We start from the raw sequence: 16,854 nt of genomic DNA on the forward strand, positions 1-16,854 counted from the left end.
CCGATGTTGAAAGCTTTCTACAACGTTTGTGCATTGGTCGTGACCATGTTCGCGCTGGCTCCCGCAAGTGCCTCTCCGGAGCTCAACTGCAAGACGCTTACCGTGAGTGGCAACCCGGAATACCCGCCCTTGCTGTGGCGGGAATCAGCGGATGATGGCTATCTCATCGGCGCTTTACCGGCCCTTTTACGGGAAATCGTGGAACCCATGGGCCTGGAGGTTGTAGTCAGAGATCTCGGCTCCTGGGCCCGGGTTCAGCATGTGGCCAGCCTGGGAGAAATCGACATGGTAGCAGGTGCGTTTTATACCTCTGAACGCATTCGTTACATGGATTACCTGCTTCCTCCGATCACTCATCTCCCAACGGTTGTCTGGGTACCCAGGGGTGGTGAATTTGTCTATCGCCACTGGCCGGATTTGCTGGAAAAACGCGGCAGCACTCTGATCAACAACAGTTTCGGTCAGAATTTTGACCGTTATGCTGAGGAGAATCTGCGCATCGAAGGCGTACGAACCATTGAACAATCCTTCCAGATGGCACTGGCTGACCGCGTTAATTATGTTCTTTACGAATTATTGCAGGGGCAGGTGAAGCTGGAAAAGCTGGGTCTTGCCGATGATTTTGTGGCACTGGAGACGCCGATCAGCCGGGAGGGGTTGTTTTTCACCTTTGCCAAACAGTCGCCATGCAACACCGTTGAGTTGCGGGAACGTATTGCCGCGAGCCTGTCGAAACTGGTGGATGCCGGTCGGCCCGATCAGTTGACGCAGGAATTTACCCGTGTTTATACCGGGCAGGACTAGTGTCCCGCCTGGCGGGCTTTCTGAATACCAGTAATGCCAACAGGCAACTGCCCAGCACCGACACTACAACTGCCGGCCCGGCGGGTATGTCATGGCTGGCTGACAACCAGAGCCCCACACTGTGCCCCGCAAAGCATAAGGCCGAGGCCATCAGCTGGCTGTACCCTCTCAGGCAGCACAGCATCAGCGGTGCCGCGATCAGGGTTGCAAACACCACATAGACCCCCGCCAAATCCACAGTCAAGGTCACTGCCACGGCGAACAACGGAAGAAACAGTCTTGAACGGAACCGTTCGGAGCCGGTGTTGTGCCAAAGCAATACTGCCAGAGTGATGGCCGCCAGTGGCAACAGCGAGATGGTGGTAACCCAGAGCAGATCCCCGTTGAGGGTTTTCGCAAGCTGCTGGGCGCCGTGGGGGTCCTGGCTGACCACCAGTGTCGCCAGGCTGGCACCCAGCACGTAGAGCGTTCCGATCATTGCTTCCCGATAGTCGGGAACCAGTTTCAGAATCAAATGCACCATAGCCACCGCCAGCAGGGCGGACAAAAGCCCGCTGACCGGCATGCCGGCTATGGTGTGGTTGGGCATCAGGGACTGGCCGGCCAGGGAGCCCAGTGCCGCCCACTGGGCAATGGCCAGGTCTGCAAACACCACGCCCCGTTCCAGAACCCGATGGCCCAGCGGCACCAGGCACAGGGCCATCAGCAGGCTGGCCATCAATGGGGTCAAAAGCCAGAGCCAGCTAGTCATGATGGGCGGTCTCCGGCGCGTGCTCTTCCCTGTATTGCAGGAGCCGGTCAATGAGTTGGCTGACCAGTGCTGAAAGACTGTCGCTCCCGGCCTCACCTGTGACTGTGCCCGGCACGACTTCAACCGGCAGCCCGGTTTTTTTAGACAGCCATTGCGCGGGGCGCCGGTCCTGATAGCTGGCGATCAGCACCAGTTCTGCACGTTCCAGGGCCGGGTCGGAAAGCACCTTGCTCAAGTGGGAGGCACTGGGCGGCAACCCCGGCTTCGGTTCCAGGTCGATAGCTGTCTCCACCCCGAGCCAGCGCAGCAGGTACCCGAAGGTGGCGTGTTGGACCGCTACCTGTGTACCTTCCAGTTTCTCTGCGGCATCCCGCCATTGTGCCTTTTCCAGGTTCCAGCGTACCTGCCATTGCCGCTGGCGCAGGCGGACCGCGTTCTCCTGGTCCGGCGCCAGTTCGATGATCCGGTCAGCCAGGGCATCGACGATGACAGGCACCCGGTCCGGGTCAAGATGAATATGGGGGTCGCCCTCCGGGTGCACATCCCCCATGCTGCGGTCCACATGATCTTGGGGCTGGTGCAGGGTTACCTGTTCCGCGGCAAAGAACAAACCGGGCTTGCCGGGCCGGATGACACTGTTGGAAGCGCGGCTGATCAGCGCCGGCAACCACCCCGCTTCCAGGGACGCGCCCGTGCATACCGCCAGATCCGCACGCCGCATGGCGGAGATCAGGCTCGGCCTGGCTTCGATGTAGTGGGGGTCCTGCCCGGCGGAGGTTGCGGTATGAACGTCTGCATCCGGAACCAGGGCCAGAACCAGGTCCGCCCATTCCGGTTCACAGGCAAAGACGTTGAGAGCAGCCTGGGCCGGCACCATGGCTAACCCCAGCACCACGCCGGTAACGAGTCGTTTAAAAGCCATGGGCACCGTGCGCTCCGAAACTCATCACGTATTGCAGCATCACCGTGTTGTCGGCTTCCTCGAACCCATGTGCATCCTGGTGGGTGTACTGCAGCCGCACCGTTGAGAAGTGGGAGTGGGACCAGGCCAGCATCACATCCGTTTCTTTCAGCTCCTGATCGTGGAAGTGGTCGCCATGGGCTTCTTTGAGCTCCACCTGTCCGTAGCGGGCACCGGCTGACCATTGGGGGGCGAACTGGTAGACCGCTGACGCATACCAGCCCTCGTGAACGTCATCCGAGGCTGCATGTTCGTTGAGGTCGTCGACGTACAGGTACTCACCACTGAGTGTGAGCTGCTGCTGGCGGTTATTGCCGCCGGGCGCCCATTTCCAGACCAAATCGGTGATGTAGAGGTTTTCCCCGGTGTACTCGGCGCCATGGGCGTGTCCGCCGTGATCGTGGTCGTCATGCTCATGGTCATCATCACCGTGGTCTCCATGGATCTGGCGGTTATTCAGATACGAGAAGCCCGCCTGCCAACTCTGGGAACCGCCGATATCGCCCCCGAACCGCGTATTGACGGTGTACACGCCAATATCTTCCTCCCCTTCGGACAGTCTGCCGCCGTCAAAGGCTTCGGCACCGATCTGCCAGAAGAATGGGGTGGGCACCAGCAGGTTCAGTCGCAGCCCATCGTCGAAATAATGGCTGCCAAGCAGTGCCCGGTAAGCGGCGGGCCGCTCGACAAAATCGTCCTCGTGCAGGTGACGGCTGTTCAGATAGCCCACCTGGGACAGAAAGCGGCCGCCGCGAACGCTGAGGTTATAAGGCATGCCGGTGGTCTGCAGGAAAGCTTCCTCCAGCTCCAACTCGGTTTCGCCGTCGTGGTCTTCCAGCACAGCGGTCAGCCGGCCCTCAAACAGGTCGTCGATGGGTGAGGACAGGGACAGCTCGGTATGGCCCAGCCCGAAGCCTTCGTCGCGGTGCGACAGGGCCGTATGGTTCTGTTTGTAATAGCCATCAAGAATCACGCTGACATCCGGGTTCAGTTCGTTGGCCTGGATTGCGGTGAACGGAAAGGTGGCCAGCGCGAGAGCGCCGGCACAAGTGTTTAACGGTTTCATATAATCCTCTGACTGCGTGAAATGGTCTCGTGGATCGGGGTTTAGTGATCATGCTCGTCGTGGGAGTGGTCACTGTCGGGCAGTCCCAGCCATACAAGTCCGGACGCGGTGAAATCCAGGTCCATCGTGTGAATAACATCACCATCGTGGGTATCGATTTCAGTGATGGACTTGTTATTGGGGTTCATCACGAAGAGGCGATCCTCAGCCGCTGACGGAGCGATGGCCGGAGAGTCGTCTCCGTCTTCAAACGGATCGGCAACGTCAATGGTTGCGACCAGTGCCCATTCGTTCTCGGGCTGGAAAAGACGGAGCTTGCCGTCGTCACCCATGACATAAAACACCTCGCCGTGGGCATCGAAGCCCTGTGTGATGAGGCCTACGCCGTCATCAAGTACCAGTTCGCTGTAGTTGTCCGCAGCGGCTTCAGCATCGATCACGAAAAGTTGATCACCGGCAATGCCCACAAGCTCTTCAACATCGGGGTGGCCGGCCAGGGTTCCGATCCGGCTGTCATCCTCCAGTGATTCCGGATTGCCGAGCTTGGTGGCGGGGTAGCTGTCACCGTGCAGATCAATTGCCAGCACCCCGTCGCTGCAGCCGAAGGCCACGACATGGGAATTGGCGGCTGCGCCGTGGAGCCGGGAGCAGGTTTCGTTGTAGCGTTCCTCGAATTCGAAGGTGTCGTTGGCGAAACCGTAGCGCTCGATCTGGTCGGGCAGAGTGGTATCAGTGGCCGACGCATCGCGGTAGGTGACAAACAGTTTGCCATTGGCGAGCTTGGCAACCCCATGCATGTTGTTGTCGAGATCGAGGGAAGCTTCCGTGGTGCCTTCGCCGAGGGATTCGTCGGTGAACAGCGTCACTTTCGAGCTGGCGGCATCCGAGCCATCGAAGAAAACGATGCCGCGCTCTTTCCCCAGCGAGTAGTGAGTAGGGCGGTTGTCGTTCAGCGACAGGCTGAGCATAGTGGGCGTTTCTGCATAGTCGTGCATGTGGTCGCCGTGGTCTTCGGTATACAGGCCACCATCAATGAAGGAAACCAGATCGTCACCCCGCTGGATGGCGACGGCATAGCGACTGTCCGGGCTGCTGTTCAGCCTGGGTTCTTCCCCGGCCATGTCGAAGCTTGCCAGCGTTTCTCCTTCTTCAAGATCCAGAATCCGGATTGCGCCGGCACCGGTATCGAAAAGCGCCAGGCGACCGGCACTATCTATGTCTGTGTGGTCATGGGCATTGTCGTCATCCGGGCTACTGCTGCCGCCACATCCCGCGATCACCAGGGCGGACAGCGCTATCGCCAAAGCAGACCGGTGAGCCGGAAACGCTTTATGACCAGTGGTTGGATGGTTTCTAATTTTCATTGTCTAAACTCCATTTATTTAATGTTATAACGTAACGATTCTGGCAGAAATCAGAGCCAGTCCAGTGCCAGAACCAACCTCGGCTGCTCGCCCGGTTCTGGTGACCTGTGCACAAGCCCCCGCCCCTCGTTACCTACCCAGGCCTCGCCTTTCAGCAGTCCGATAGCGCCGGTCGGCAGGCGCTCTGAGTCACTGGCTCCTACCGGCTGGTCCGGCAGGGGGCCAGAGCTTTTGGGGCGGATAACCTTTTCTTCCGGCAGCCATTCGGTACCAACCCCCTGGTAGGTGCAGAGCAGTCGCACCGGTACACGGTCAACGTGAAAGCGCGGGCACATGGTTCCCTGAAGAACATGCAGTCTAAGACCAACGGCGCCGGGTTCGAACAGAACCCGAAACATGTCTACAAGTTCGTCTGCATCCGCCACCCAAGCGTCTGCTCCGTCCATTTTCAGGGCCCAGTTCGGAAGCGCCAATGCAACGCTATCTCCCTCTGAGAGGCTGACAAACCGGTCCAGTTGCCCCGCGCAGCCCGTCAGCGCTGCGGCAAATTCTGAAACCCGGGGCTGTAAAACCCGGTTCCACACCGCCAGGTTGACCTCGTCCCGAAAGATTTCAGTCAGGCATTCAGCCCGGCTGCCCATAATGGAGATTGATTTTTCGAGTGCGGCTGGCCGAATGGTCATGTCCGTTTCCTGATCTGCCGGAGTGTGGGTGGAGAAAAATCAGCTCATCGATTTCGATATTAATGTTATGTTATAACATATTAAAAGTGAACCCCGAATTTCCATTAACTGAAGACGAACCTTCAGGGAGAGACTTGAATGAGCAAAGAAAACAAACGCTTACCGGTTACTGTGCTATCCGGTTTCCTGGGGGCAGGAAAAACGACGGTATTGAACCATATCCTGAACAACCGGGAAGGTCGCCGAGTGGCGGTGATTGTCAACGACATGAGCGAAGTGAATATCGATGCCGCCCAGGTTCAGAAAGAGGTTGAATTGAACCGTGCAGAAGAAAAGCTGGTGGAAATGAGCAATGGCTGCATCTGCTGCACCCTGCGAGAGGACCTGCTCCTTGAAGTTCGGCGCCTGGCCCAGGAAGGACGGTTCGATTTCCTGGTTATCGAATCCACCGGAATTTCTGAGCCGTTGCCGGTTGCGGAAACCTTTACCTTCTCAGATGAAGACGGCACAAGCCTCTCTGATGTGGCCAGCCTGGACACAATGGTAACCGTTGTGGACGCGATGAATTTCCTCACGGATTATGATGAGGCCCAGTCCCTGCAGGAAACCGGGGAAAGTCTTGGAGAAGAAGATGAAAGAAGTGTGTCTGACCTGCTTGTTGATCAGGTGGAGTTCAGTGATGTGATACTGGTCAGCAAGACAGACCTTGCCAGCCGGGAGGATCTGGACCGTCTCAGGGGAGTGTTGCGAAGTCTCAACACAGAGGCGCAAATCCTTCCGATCCGCAACGGTGAAGTGCCTCTTGAGACAGTGCTTGGGACGGGCCTGTTCAACTTCGAAAAGGCCCAACAGGCTCCGGGATGGCTGAGAGAAATGCGGGGTGAACACATTCCCGAGACCGAGGAGTATGGCATCAGCAGTTTCGTCTACCGCGCCCGTCGTCCTTTTCATCCTGCGAAGTTTTACGAGTTTTTGCACAACCCGCAAACCGGCGGCAAACTGATTCGCTCCAAAGGCTACTTCTGGCTGGCGTCACGACCGGAATTCGCGGGCCATTGGAGCCAGGCAGGAGGGATTGCCCGGCACGGGTTTGCGGGCATGTTCTGGAAAGCGGTTCCCGAGAAAAACTGGCCAACAGACCCTGACTATCGCAAGGCCATTATGGATAGCTGGGAGGAACCGTTTGGAGACATGCGCCAGGAGCTTGTGTTCATTGGTCAGGACCTTGACCAGCAAGCCATCACCCGTCAGCTCGATGCCTGCCTTCTGGATGAAGAGCAACTGCTGGCCGGGAAGGCGTTCTGGCAGTCTCTCAATGATCCCTTTCCGGCCTGGAACTAAAGTTACACCTGGCAGCGAATAATGCCTGCGTCAGCGCGGCCAGTATCAGGTACCACTTTGCCGCTGGCCATTGCCGGATGCTGAGTCATCCCTGGCGGCAGTCGTTCGGCCATCACGGCCGGTCTGCCGTTTTAAATCCAGCCAGGCCTGAAAGATGCTGGTGGCGTTGCCGGCCAATTGGGTTGCTGTTCTGTTCATCACACCTTCTCCTCTTTGCCTGTTGCAGGCTCCGGACGCGAGACGGAAAGTCACGGCGTTTTTTGTAGATTAGCAGGCCATGCCCCAAATGCAAACGATTACCATTACAATTTTGTTGTGTGGTCGATGGTTCCTATGGTCGTTCGCTACCTATCTGTATAAACTCTGTGAAACCGGGCTTGCGTCTGATCGCGGCCCCCAATATCAGGAGGTAGCAGTAGATGGCAATCTGGACCCGAAGCATTCCCACCCTTGAGCAAATGGCGGAAGCCAGCAAGAACACGGCTGTCGCAACCATGGGTATCGAGTACGTGGAAATTGGAGACGACTACGTGATCGGCAGGATTCCGGTGGACGAGCGCACGGTACAGCCGTTTGGCATTCTCCATGGTGGCTCGTCGGTAGTGCTGGCGGAAACACTCGGCAGCATGGCCGCCAATTATTGCCTGCGTAAGGAAAGCCAGGTGGCGGTGGGGCTGGATATCAATGCCAACCACATTCGCTCTGTTACCAAAGGCTGGGTGTACGGGACGGCTCGCCCGGTTCACATCGGTGGCACAACACAGGTCTGGGAGATACGGCTGGAGAACGAGGAAGGCAAGCTGACCTGTATCTCAAGGCTGACCATGGCCGTCATCGACCGGGGCTGATACCTCCGGGGCCTTACGATTGAGTATGCCCTGCTCGATGAACTCCTTCATCACAATACCGTAGCTTTCATCCGGCACCTCCCGGGCAATCTTGTAAGGTTGCCCGGCGCTGTCCGGAATGTTTTTCAGAAGGTCCATTTCGCGGAACGTGGCCAGCGGATTCTTGTTGGCATCCCGCACCATCAGCACCCTGGGCCTGAGTTTGCTGGCACTGTGGGTGTCCACCACAATACCCACCTCCCCGTTGGTCATTTCAACGATGGACCCGGGTGGATAGACACCAACCATGCGGATAAACTCCACCGCCAGCTCGGCATCGAACTGGGAGCCTTTGTTGCGGTGGATTATCTGCAACGCCTCCATCGAGGCCCGGCCTCTGTCGTAGACCCGTGAGCTGGTAATGGCGTCGTAGGTGTCCACCAGTCCCACTATCTTGGCAAACAACGGGATCTGATGCCCGGCCAGGCCCCGGGGGTAGCCCTTGCCGTCCATTCGCTCGTGGTGTGAATAAGCCACGTCCACCGCTGAATGGGCGAGCCTGGGAAGCGCCGCCAACACATCGCGTCCGAAAGTGGTGTGGTTTTTCATCACCGCGAACTCGTCGGGAGTGAGGGCACCGGGTTTGTTCAGGATCTCGTCGTCGATGCGCATCTTGCCGACATCATGAAGCAGGCCGCACAGGGCGACATTGCGAATTTCTCCCTCCAGTAGCCCCAGATGCTTGGCAAAGGCAGCCGACAGGATTGAGACATTGATGCAATGTTCGGCGGTGTACTCGTCCTTGTTCTTGATCTTGGTCAGCAGAAGCAGGGCGTTGTCATTTCGCAGTACGCTGTCAACGCAGTTATCCACTACCTGATGTATCTGGTTCATTTCCAGGGTGCGACCGAGCCGCAGGCTGGACATGATATTCCTGGCAGTAGCTTTGGCATCGCTATAGCTCATCCGCGCCGCCGCCATTTCACGGCTGGTATCCACCTTGTTGATGTAGGTAACTTTGCGTTTCGGAACGGATGATGCGTTCTGGAAGGTGCCAGCCGAACCCGGTCTACCGGTTGCTTTGGGTTTGCTGGCAGGTGATCGCGCGAAGGACTCCGGGGCAACATGCACCCGGCCTTCGATAAATACGGTATCACATTGTTGCTGAACCGCGAGGACGTCGTCTTCGGTCTGGAGAACAAACCCCTGCAGGAGGAAGTCGGTTTCTTCCCAGGGCCGGTCCAGACGAACCACATGCATCCCGATTTGTAGCTGGGATACAGGGACTTCCGTTTCTATAATATCCTGACGGGCAGTTGGCATACTGCGTACTCTTCAAACCGGAAAGTGCTAGCTGACCGGTTTCATCCCTGGTCAGACTTTGATCACCACGACTAAAGTATGAGTGAATACGGGTTCAATGTATCGCGTGCTTTTAAAAATTTTGTCAAATGCTGTAACCAGAAGTGGCGCGTTGATATTTTGAGCCTGACACGCAGTCAGGATTGTCCGGGACGAGCTTTGACTTCCAGCGTATCGGGAATGACGCCATGAGGAATGCGAGAATCGGCGTACCATTGTGGTGGCTGGCCATGGCAGCTGCATTGACTCCGCTGGTCACCATTCATGTAACTTTCGCGGTGTCGATACTGGAGGGTTATATCTCCTGGTGCGTGCCCTACTGGGACAGTTGCACCAGCATCAGCCGCACCGGCCGCTACGGCACCGCCTACTTCATCTTCAAGGGCACCATGCTGCCCGCAGCGATTCTGGGCATTCTGTTCTGGTTTCTTAACAGCCGGTGGCTGCTGCAACTGGGCGCCAACAGCCGCGGGCGCCACTGGATTCCCTGGCTTGGCTTTGTCGCCTGTACATCGCTGGCTGCGTACACGCTGGCTCTGGGCCACGAGGGGGACGGCTTCAACCTGACCCGGCGTATCGGTGTGGTGCTCTACTTTTCGCTCACGTACATCGCGCAGTTGTTGATAAGCTCGGCACTGAGGGGGCATCCGCGCTGGCACAGAAGCGGCAAGCACCTGTTATGGCTGTGTGAGCTGGCGCTGGCTGTGGGCATATTGTCGGTCATCCTTACCGCTGTAGTACCAGATATTTACAGCCAGATGGATGATGCCTTCGAGTGGATACTGGCACTGCTGATCAACACGCACGCCATCTGGGTGGCGATACTGTGGAGACAGAGCGGGTTCCGGGCGCGTCTGTGGGCAGAGTAAGTGGCGGACTACAGTGACATCAGTCCGCGCACAAGTGCAGCAACACCGGCGATGGCAGCGATGCCAAGGATGAACGGCCTGAGGCCTTCGAATGGCATACGGTTGACCAGTTTTCCGGACAGCCAGAAACCGATCAGCACGCCCGGGAAGGTCACCGCAAACAACTTCAGTTCCCGTAGCCCAAGATAGCCCGATGCCACCAGGGCAGCGATGCTGAAGAAACTTGCCACCAGAAAGAATGCCGACATATTGGCCCGCACCAGCGGCCCCTTCTGGTTCTGGTAGATCAACGCAATCGGCGGGCCGCCCACGGCGATGATGGTGCCCATATACGTGGAGGCAGCCCCCGCCAGAATGCTGTTGCGGGCATTCAGCGCCGGACGTAAACCGGCGACACTCAGCAATACGCCCGTCAGGATCAGGATGCCGAACACAAGCTCAAATCCTTTGGGCGAAATCAGCAGCAGCGTGATGCCTGCCAGGATCGTGCCCGCAACACCACCGCCAATGGCAAAACGTACCTCGCGAATCTGCAATGCACCCCGGTTGCGCAGTAGCATGAAAACGGTCAGTACCACGGCATTGAGAACCAGGGGAGCAGGCACCAGAATCGGGCTGATCAGGAACAGCAAAGGCGCTGCAAGAACGCCGATGCCGTAACCAGCCATGCCCTGCAAACAGGCACCGGCCAATAGGGCCAGGTTGGCAAGAACGATCTGTAGCAGAGAAAGGTCCGTCACAAGCAAGCTACCTTAACAGGTGGAAGACTGTTGATATCACAGCGGCCGGGCAACTAAAACTGTTAAAATGAACCATTTACCCGGTTTCGGAACGCACAGGGAAAAGCGGATGATCGCAGCGGAAACAACAGAACATTGCCCCTGTGGCAGCAGGGAATCCTACAGCATCTGCTGCCAGCCTTATCATCGGGGCAAACCGGCACCTACCCCGGAGGCATTAATGCGCTCCAGGTATACCGCGTTTGTCCTGAACCTGTCTGATTACCTCAAGGCTACCTGGCATACCAGTACCCGGCCAGAAGCGCTCGATCTCTCGGAATCCCCCCGGTGGACATCGCTGCAGATACTGTCATCCGGGCACCAGGTGGACGACGGCAGCGTGCACTTCCGGGCCATTTATCGTGTCGGAGAGGGCTGGGGGTTTCTGGAAGAGAAATCCACTTTTGCCAGGGAAGGCGGCCGCTGGTATTACGTCAGTGGGGATACCAGCGAAGGTGCCCTCAAGCCGGGCAGGAACGAACCCTGCCCGTGCGGGAGTGGCAAGAAATATAAAGCCTGTTGCCTGTCATGACTTTTTACTCGAACGACGGCAGTTCCGGCTTTGCTACTGGCTTGCCTGCCTCCTGCCAGGCGTCGAAACCACCGGCAACAGACTGTACGTGCATATAACCCATTTCCTTGAGAGACTTTGCACTCAGGGCCGCCCGGCCCGAGTTCTTGCAGTAGCAGACAATGTTCATGTCACGGTTTTCAAATGCGGGATCATTGGTGAATTTGAACTCCAGCAGCCCCCGCGAAATATTGACCGCTCCCGGAATATGACCTGCCCGATACTCGTCGGCATCGCGCACATCCAGCAGTAAATCGGCTTTTTTGATGGCATCTTCCGCCTGATCCAGCGGGACTTCGTGGATATCCTTCTTGGCTTCGGCGACAAGATCGTGTGCAGTTTTCATGATGACTTCCTTAAAAGATGGACGTTTACGCACAGGGTAAGGCATTGGCGGGGCGACCGTCATCACTGGTGTGCCCAATTGACGCACCGGGCGCCAGGGAACTTCAGGGCATGCCATATTCGCCGGGTGGATCCGGGTAGTTTTGTGGCCCGGTCACACCTCGCAAGTGCTGCAAGCGTATTTCCGATCATAGCGCTTGTCAGCCCAGTTTTCATAAATACGTGCCGCAACCGGGTAGATGACAGGCCACAGCAGCGGTTTGAAGAAGAAGCCGAAACGGGTGTGGGACCAGGCGCGAACGTTGGCCGGCAGGCCCACTACCCAGTCGCCTTCACCGGTCAGCAGGTGAAGCCGGCGAAGCAAAGCCTCCCGATCGGGCAGCATACCCTTGCGGTTTCGCTGAGCATGGATATCGGCAAAGATCAGGTCACCCCGCTGCAGTTTTCTCAGGGTGCCGATTTCCCTCGAGCACAGGGGGCATTGGCCGTCATAGAACAGAGTGTCCATCAAGATCTCCAAAAGTCAGTATCTCATCCCGTACGCTGGTTTTTTCGGCGCCGAGACTGGCAATCAGGTTGTTCAGGCCTGCCACGGATTCCAGCATTCCCGGCTCTGTTGAAATGCTGTCGCGAAATGCCTGCAACATGTCGATCTGCACATGCAGGTCCTGAAAATCACCGAATCGTTGCTGGTATCGTTTGAGCTCCTTCAGCATGTCCCCGAAGGCAGGTTTGTCCAGCTCAGCCAGGTAACGTATACGCTTCAGAAGCTTTCTCAGGGTGTGCACTGCTTCATCCGGTGACTCGTGATTCAGCTGTCGCAACAGACTGTTGTACCGTTCTATACGCTTGTTAAGAGCGTTCCGGATGTCTCCGGTTGCCAGCTTCCGGGTTATTTTTTTGAAATGGCGTGAGGTAATAAGGTTGGACCAGTGGTCCATATCCTTGTGGTATTTTCTACTGGTCAGGCGTCTGACCAATTTCAGGTGCTCTCTGTTTGCCAGGTTTTCGAAATAGCTGTGGGCGCCGGAACTGGCAAGGGCTTTGCCGTACTCTGGTTGCTGTAGCCAGTGCTCCAGGTCACCCAGAAAGACGTGCAGGTCACGAAGGTGGCTGGTGGCGCGGGCGTGTCTTTTCAGCGTCTTTACCGCCTTTCGTACTTCAGCGTCAGCACTGATCTCGTTGACGGACTCGGTGATGGCGCGGCTGCGGCGAATCGCAATACGGTACTGGTGAAGAAACTCGTCGTCGTAGCCCCGAATAACTCCCGCCTCCAGATCACGCATTCGCTGATACTGGTGTTGCAGGGCCTCGGGAATATGCCGGGCCAGGGGAGAATCGGCCGCGGTCATGATCTTTTTTCGTTTGCGATTGAACTGTTTGTAGCTGATATCTTTCGGCGTAAGAAACTGTTCCAGCCGGCCCGTATTTTTCGCCAGTCTGTCCCAGCGTTTTATGGGTAAGGAAATGTGCATGAAGCCGCAGGTTGGAATATTTTCCGGAGGGTGTTTCAGCAGGAAGCCCGCCAGATCCTCCAGGGCCGGATTGTGCCCGATGAGCGTTATGCTGTCTTCTTCCCGGCCGCGTAGCCAGTCAAGCAGTACCTCGTGATTGAAGGTGTAAATGACAGGTGCAATATGCACATTCTCCCGGGAATCCTGCGGCATCAAACCTTCCAGGGTTTGGATAGCCCGGGTTGCATTGCTGCAATAGACGGCACCTTTAAGGGCACCTTCGGCCCTGACTGCCTTGCCCATGGGGCCCAGCTGGTTCAGTCCGCGGTTATTGAGGGGGCGCTCATGGTCCCGGAGGCTGTCATCGGACCAGCTGGATTTGGCATGGCGAATCAGATACAGGTGTTTCATCTGCACCTCGGCAGCGGCTTTCGTGGCAACTCGTCTGATGGATTGGTCGTTGGATACTAGACCTTTAGTCTAACCCTGGTTCAAGTTCTCCGCAGCTTGGCCGACAACACTTCTAACAAATAAACCCAGTACATTAATGGCTTGTGGCGATCTCCGCGGGATTCGCCTCCATTCGTTTACATCGCCGATACAAACTGGAACACACCACAGCTTCAGGTTGTGGATAATCACGCGAAATATTCAATTGTTCGGAGTAATCCTTTATGACATTACTGAGCAGGCTACGCATACGCTCCCGCCTTTTGCTGGGTGTTCTCGTGCCAGTACTTGTTACGGCGGCCAGCCTTGCCTGGATTACTGTTGACGAGATCAAAACCGGCGGCGAAGCCGAGCTTGAGCGCCTGGAGGCCAGCCTGCTTGATTCGCGGAAGGAGGGGCTGAAGAACCTGGTAGACACGGCCCGCTCAATCATCATGGAAGCCAAGAATGATCCGGAACTGTCGGATGCAGAGGCTCGCGAGGAAGCCCGTGATCGGTTGCGTTCCATTTCCTTCGAAGGGGGCAACTATGTGTTTGCCTATGCCCGGGATCTGGAAAACCTGGCGTATGCGCCGGATCCCTCACGGGAAGGCCCTACAACAAATCCGGACGTGCAGAAACTGGTGCGCTCCCTGTTCGATGCGGCTGAAGAAGACGGGTTTTTCGGATACGACTGGCCGAACCCCGAATCAGGCGAAGTGGAACCTAAAGTTTCCTACTCCACCATTATTTCCGATTGGGACTGGATGATCGGTACCGGAGTTTATGTCACTGATATCGATAGAGTGGTTGCCGCGGCCCGGGAAGATATTGAAGAAGAGATTGCAGAGACCCTCGGTTTTATCGTGTTGGTAACGGTGGTTGTGGTAATCATCGCGCTGCTGATTGGTATTTTTGTCGGCCGCACTGTTACTAATCCGCTGAACCAGGTGATTGCCCTGATGAAGGATATTGCAGAAGGTGAAGGCGACCTCCGCCACCGTCTGCCGGATGAAGGTAACGATGAACTTGCGGAGCTGGGTAGTCGTTTCAATGCCTTCGTCACGAAGATCCAGGACACCATTCGGGAAGTGGGAGCCACTACCGATCAGGTTGCCTCTGCCGCAGAGGAACTCAGCCGGGTAGCCAATGAAACTCGCGCCTCCGTCCAGGAGCAGGGCTCCGAGACGGATCAGATTGCTTCGGCCATCAATGAAATGGCCGCGACTATCCAGCAGATTTCCGGCAATGCCAACGAGGTGGAAAGTGCCGCTTCCGATGCGGACAGGCTGGCGCGGGATGGCGGTGAGACCATAGCCAATGCCCAGTCATCCGTTAATCAGCTGTCCGAGGAAATTGAAGCAAGCTCCACCCGCATCAGTAACCTGGCTGAGAAGACCGATGAGATTACCCAGGTTCTGGATGTGATCCACGCGGTTACCGATCAGACCAATCTGCTGGCCCTGAATGCGGCTATTGAAGCGGCCCGTGCCGGTGAGCATGGCCGTGGCTTCTCGGTGGTTGCGGACGAGGTGCGTCAGCTGGCCAAGCGCAGCGCCGAATCCGCGGACCAGATCCGCAGCATGATTGATGGTTTCGTAACCGAGTCCCGTGCGGCGGTGGAGCGGATGGACGCCTCCCGCACCCGGTCCAGTGAGACTGTTGAAAGAATCAATCACGCCACCGACGCCCTGCGTACCATCGAGAAGTCTGTGGGCCATATCCACGACCAGGTCACGCAGATTGCCACTGCGGCCGAGCAACAGAGCCAGGTGGCCGAAGAAATCAACCAGAACGTGGTGCGTATTGTCGATGCAGCGCAGCGCAGCGACACCGGTGTCACCCAGACCAATGAAGCAAGTCATGAGCTGGCACGGCTGGGTGAGAACCTGCGTGACCTGGTAGGCCAGTTCAAGGTATAGGCGTCGTTTCTCTTCTGGCGGACTGAGATTGGCGTCAGCCCGCCAGCAGGCTATGATGTGGATGATCTGATCGTTAACAAAAAAAACGGAAGCTGACCCACCATGATACTTCAAAAACTGTCCAGAATTGCGTTTGTCCTGGTGCTGGCCACCGCGAGTTCCTCGCTGGTAGCCCAGGAAACCTTCACCATCCGCCTGGCCGAAACCTGGGGCCCTAACTCCCCGATCCTGGGCGAAACGCCACGCAACATGGCTGCCATGGCCGAGAAAATGTCCGGTGGCCGGCTCAAATTCCGGATCGATTCCTCCAACAAACACAAGGCACCGTTTGGTATCTTTGATCTGGTGAAAGGCGGCCAGTACGACATGGGTCATACCGCCTCCTATTACTACAAAGGCTCAATCCCCAACGCCATGTATTTCACCACGGTGCCCTTTGGCATGATTGCGCAGGAGCAGTACGCCTGGTTCTATCACGGTGGTGGCATGGAGCTGATGGAAAAGGTCTATCGTCCCCACGGGCTGCTGTCGTTCCCCGGCGGCAACACCGGCAACCAGATGGGCGGTTGGTTCCGCGACGAAATCGAGAGCGTGGATGACCTGGACGGGTTGAAAATGCGCACCCCAGGATTTGCCGGCGAAGTCATGTCCGAGCTCGGTGTAGCGGTTACCAACATCCCGCCGGGCGAACTCTACAGCGCGCTGGAGAAAGGCACTATTGACGCCCTGGAATGGGTGGGGCCGGCACTGGACTTCAACATGGGTTTCCACCAGATTGCCAAGTATTACTACTCGGGCTGGCAAGAGCCGGGCGCGGAGGTACAGTTCCTCATCAACAAGAAAACCTGGGATAAACTGCCCGCTGAGCTGCAGGAAATTCTGCGGGTTTCGATGCGCACTGCGGCCTACGACATGTATACCCAGAGCACCCACGAAAGTGGCGTAGCCTGGGACCGTATGAAGGAAGACTATCCGGACGTGACCCACAAGACGTTCCCGCCGGAGGTCATCGAAGCCCTGCGTGAGGCAACAAATAAGCTGCTGGCCGAGGAAGCCGAGAAGGACGAACTGGCACGGGAGATTATCAACTCCCAGCGGGATTACCTGAAACAGGTACGCCAGTGGACAAACATTTCCGACAAGGCTTATCTGAACAGTATTTCCGGGGAATGAACGAAACCTTCTCTCCCTGAAGAACGTCCTCAAGGCGTTCAATCGCAAAATCGCGATGGGCTCACTGAATCTGGACATCCTGGACGGTGAGCCCCCCACCCGACGTCGTCCAATTCTGTGATTATCGTGCCCGGAGAGTGTTTAAGGGCACGG

18 protein-coding genes are annotated in these 16,854 nt (G+C 57.0%); 7 read left to right on the plus strand and 11 right to left on the minus strand.

Annotated elements, in window-relative coordinates:
* Positions 1–3 precede the first annotated feature (3 nt).
* On the plus strand, positions 4–804 hold the full coding sequence (locus HLUCCO03_RS06830; RefSeq protein WP_027830539.1) for an ABC transporter substrate-binding protein: 801 nt from the start codon (positions 4–6) through the stop codon (positions 802–804).
* Here HLUCCO03_RS06830 and HLUCCO03_RS06835 read toward each other — a convergent pair.
* From HLUCCO03_RS06835 to HLUCCO03_RS06855, 5 genes are read right to left on the minus strand one after another with little or no spacing between them, the layout of a single operon-like run.
* Positions 776–1,555: a metal ABC transporter permease gene (locus HLUCCO03_RS06835; protein WP_051603747.1), complete on the minus strand. Its 780-nt coding sequence runs from the start codon at positions 1,553–1,555 to the stop codon at positions 776–778. The two genes, HLUCCO03_RS06830 and HLUCCO03_RS06835, sit on opposite strands and share 29 nt — an antisense overlap.
* A complete protein-coding gene (locus HLUCCO03_RS06840) occupies positions 1,548–2,477 on the minus strand; it encodes a zinc ABC transporter substrate-binding protein (protein ID WP_027830540.1) in 930 nt (309 codons plus the stop codon). Before HLUCCO03_RS06840 ends, HLUCCO03_RS06835 begins: the two co-directional genes overlap by 8 nt.
* A complete protein-coding gene (locus tag HLUCCO03_RS06845) occupies positions 2,467–3,582 on the minus strand; it encodes a hypothetical protein (RefSeq protein ID WP_027830541.1) in 1,116 nt (371 codons plus the stop codon). The genes HLUCCO03_RS06840 and HLUCCO03_RS06845 overlap by 11 nt, the downstream gene beginning before the upstream one ends.
* A gap of 41 nt (positions 3,583–3,623) precedes the next feature.
* Positions 3,624–4,946: a hypothetical protein gene (locus HLUCCO03_RS06850; RefSeq protein WP_292016645.1), complete on the minus strand. Its 1,323-nt coding sequence runs from the start codon at positions 4,944–4,946 to the stop codon at positions 3,624–3,626.
* Between the two features lie 50 nt (positions 4,947–4,996).
* Complete coding sequence (locus HLUCCO03_RS06855; protein WP_036197174.1) at positions 4,997–5,629, minus strand: DUF1826 domain-containing protein; 633 nt, start codon at positions 5,627–5,629, stop codon at positions 4,997–4,999.
* A gap of 138 nt (positions 5,630–5,767) precedes the next feature.
* Here HLUCCO03_RS06855 and zigA point away from each other — a divergent pair, with 138 nt between their 5' ends.
* Complete coding sequence (zigA, locus tag HLUCCO03_RS06860; RefSeq protein ID WP_027830544.1) at positions 5,768–6,970, plus strand: zinc metallochaperone GTPase ZigA; 1,203 nt, start codon at positions 5,768–5,770, stop codon at positions 6,968–6,970.
* Between the two features lie 45 nt (positions 6,971–7,015).
* Here the strand turns inward: zigA and HLUCCO03_RS06865 are convergent, their stop codons facing one another.
* Entirely contained in the window at positions 7,016–7,168 is a 153-nt protein-coding gene (locus HLUCCO03_RS06865) for a hypothetical protein (protein WP_155939865.1), read from the minus strand.
* 221 nt (positions 7,169–7,389) lie between these two features.
* Here HLUCCO03_RS06865 and HLUCCO03_RS06870 point away from each other — a divergent pair, with 221 nt between their 5' ends.
* Positions 7,390–7,818 carry a hotdog fold thioesterase gene (locus tag HLUCCO03_RS06870; RefSeq protein ID WP_027830545.1) on the plus strand — a complete coding sequence of 143 codons (429 nt, stop codon included), beginning with the start codon at positions 7,390–7,392 and terminating at the stop codon, positions 7,816–7,818.
* On the opposite strand, the gene HLUCCO03_RS06875 is transcribed toward HLUCCO03_RS06870, so the two are convergent.
* Positions 7,783–9,120 (minus strand): HD-GYP domain-containing protein, encoded by a 1,338-nt coding sequence (locus tag HLUCCO03_RS06875; protein ID WP_027830546.1) that lies wholly within the window; start codon positions 9,118–9,120, stop codon positions 7,783–7,785. The two genes, HLUCCO03_RS06870 and HLUCCO03_RS06875, sit on opposite strands and share 36 nt — an antisense overlap.
* Positions 9,121–9,347: 227 nt before the next feature.
* On the opposite strand from HLUCCO03_RS06875, the gene HLUCCO03_RS06880 reads away from it, so the two are divergent.
* On the plus strand, positions 9,348–10,028 hold the full coding sequence (locus tag HLUCCO03_RS06880) for a hypothetical protein (protein ID WP_027830547.1): 681 nt from the start codon (positions 9,348–9,350) through the stop codon (positions 10,026–10,028).
* Between the two features lie 8 nt (positions 10,029–10,036).
* Here the strand turns inward: HLUCCO03_RS06880 and HLUCCO03_RS06885 are convergent, their stop codons facing one another.
* A complete protein-coding gene (locus tag HLUCCO03_RS06885; RefSeq protein WP_027830548.1) occupies positions 10,037–10,768 on the minus strand; it encodes a sulfite exporter TauE/SafE family protein in 732 nt (243 codons plus the stop codon).
* A 109-nt stretch (positions 10,769–10,877) separates the two neighbouring features.
* Between HLUCCO03_RS06885 and HLUCCO03_RS06890 the strand changes: the two genes are divergently transcribed.
* Complete coding sequence (locus HLUCCO03_RS06890; RefSeq protein ID WP_292016646.1) at positions 10,878–11,339, plus strand: YchJ family protein; 462 nt, start codon at positions 10,878–10,880, stop codon at positions 11,337–11,339.
* Positions 11,340–11,343: 4 nt separating this feature from the next.
* Here HLUCCO03_RS06890 and HLUCCO03_RS06895 read toward each other — a convergent pair whose 3' ends face one another.
* The 3 genes from HLUCCO03_RS06895 to HLUCCO03_RS06905 form a co-directional block, all read right to left on the minus strand.
* The gene (locus HLUCCO03_RS06895) at positions 11,344–11,724 is read right to left on the minus strand and encodes a rhodanese-like domain-containing protein (RefSeq protein ID WP_027830550.1); all 381 of its coding nucleotides are present in this window, start codon (positions 11,722–11,724) and stop codon (positions 11,344–11,346) included.
* 153 nt (positions 11,725–11,877) lie between these two features.
* Complete coding sequence (locus HLUCCO03_RS06900) at positions 11,878–12,231, minus strand: thiol-disulfide oxidoreductase DCC family protein (protein WP_197025632.1); 354 nt, start codon at positions 12,229–12,231, stop codon at positions 11,878–11,880.
* Entirely contained in the window at positions 12,212–13,588 is a 1,377-nt protein-coding gene (locus HLUCCO03_RS06905; RefSeq protein ID WP_027830552.1) for a CHAD domain-containing protein, read from the minus strand. The genes HLUCCO03_RS06900 and HLUCCO03_RS06905 overlap by 20 nt, the downstream gene beginning before the upstream one ends.
* 263 nt (positions 13,589–13,851) lie before the next feature.
* Between HLUCCO03_RS06905 and HLUCCO03_RS06910 the strand changes: the two genes are divergently transcribed.
* Both HLUCCO03_RS06910 and HLUCCO03_RS06915 read left to right on the plus strand, forming a co-directional pair.
* Positions 13,852–15,528: a methyl-accepting chemotaxis protein gene (locus HLUCCO03_RS06910; RefSeq protein ID WP_027830553.1), complete on the plus strand. Its 1,677-nt coding sequence runs from the start codon at positions 13,852–13,854 to the stop codon at positions 15,526–15,528.
* Between the two features lie 102 nt (positions 15,529–15,630).
* A complete protein-coding gene (locus HLUCCO03_RS06915; RefSeq protein WP_027830554.1) occupies positions 15,631–16,701 on the plus strand; it encodes a TRAP transporter substrate-binding protein in 1,071 nt (356 codons plus the stop codon).
* Positions 16,702–16,854 lie beyond the last annotated feature (153 nt).

This window comes from Marinobacter sp. HL-58, from assembly GCF_001314605.1.
GTDB lineage: Bacteria > Pseudomonadota > Gammaproteobacteria > Pseudomonadales > Oleiphilaceae > Marinobacter.

What these genes read in the sequence shown, in the direction of transcription:
- HLUCCO03_RS06830 (WP_027830539.1), top strand. Translation starts at nt 4, where the DNA reads ATGTTGAAAGCTTTCTACAACGTTTGTGCATTGGTCGTGACCATGTTC.
- HLUCCO03_RS06835 (WP_051603747.1), bottom strand. Translation starts at nt 1,555, where the DNA reads ATGACTAGCTGGCTCTGGCTTTTGACCCCATTGATGGCCAGCCTGCTG.
- HLUCCO03_RS06840 (WP_027830540.1), bottom strand. Translation starts at nt 2,477, where the DNA reads ATGGCTTTTAAACGACTCGTTACCGGCGTGGTGCTGGGGTTAGCCATG.
- HLUCCO03_RS06845 (WP_027830541.1), bottom strand. Translation starts at nt 3,582, where the DNA reads ATGAAACCGTTAAACACTTGTGCCGGCGCTCTCGCGCTGGCCACCTTT.
- HLUCCO03_RS06850 (WP_292016645.1), bottom strand. Translation starts at nt 4,946, where the DNA reads ATGAAAATTAGAAACCATCCAACCACTGGTCATAAAGCGTTTCCGGCT.
- HLUCCO03_RS06855 (WP_036197174.1), bottom strand. Translation starts at nt 5,629, where the DNA reads ATGACCATTCGGCCAGCCGCACTCGAAAAATCAATCTCCATTATGGGC.
- zigA (WP_027830544.1), top strand. Translation starts at nt 5,768, where the DNA reads ATGAGCAAAGAAAACAAACGCTTACCGGTTACTGTGCTATCCGGTTTC.
- HLUCCO03_RS06865 (WP_155939865.1), bottom strand. Translation starts at nt 7,168, where the DNA reads ATGAACAGAACAGCAACCCAATTGGCCGGCAACGCCACCAGCATCTTT.
- HLUCCO03_RS06870 (WP_027830545.1), top strand. Translation starts at nt 7,390, where the DNA reads ATGGCAATCTGGACCCGAAGCATTCCCACCCTTGAGCAAATGGCGGAA.
- HLUCCO03_RS06875 (WP_027830546.1), bottom strand. Translation starts at nt 9,120, where the DNA reads ATGCCAACTGCCCGTCAGGATATTATAGAAACGGAAGTCCCTGTATCC.
- HLUCCO03_RS06880 (WP_027830547.1), top strand. Translation starts at nt 9,348, where the DNA reads ATGAGGAATGCGAGAATCGGCGTACCATTGTGGTGGCTGGCCATGGCA.
- HLUCCO03_RS06890 (WP_292016646.1), top strand. Translation starts at nt 10,878, where the DNA reads ATGATCGCAGCGGAAACAACAGAACATTGCCCCTGTGGCAGCAGGGAA.
- HLUCCO03_RS06895 (WP_027830550.1), bottom strand. Translation starts at nt 11,724, where the DNA reads ATGAAAACTGCACACGATCTTGTCGCCGAAGCCAAGAAGGATATCCAC.
- HLUCCO03_RS06900 (WP_197025632.1), bottom strand. Translation starts at nt 12,231, where the DNA reads ATGGACACTCTGTTCTATGACGGCCAATGCCCCCTGTGCTCGAGGGAA.
- HLUCCO03_RS06905 (WP_027830552.1), bottom strand. Translation starts at nt 13,588, where the DNA reads ATGAAACACCTGTATCTGATTCGCCATGCCAAATCCAGCTGGTCCGAT.
- HLUCCO03_RS06910 (WP_027830553.1), top strand. Translation starts at nt 13,852, where the DNA reads ATGACATTACTGAGCAGGCTACGCATACGCTCCCGCCTTTTGCTGGGT.
- HLUCCO03_RS06915 (WP_027830554.1), top strand. Translation starts at nt 15,631, where the DNA reads ATGATACTTCAAAAACTGTCCAGAATTGCGTTTGTCCTGGTGCTGGCC.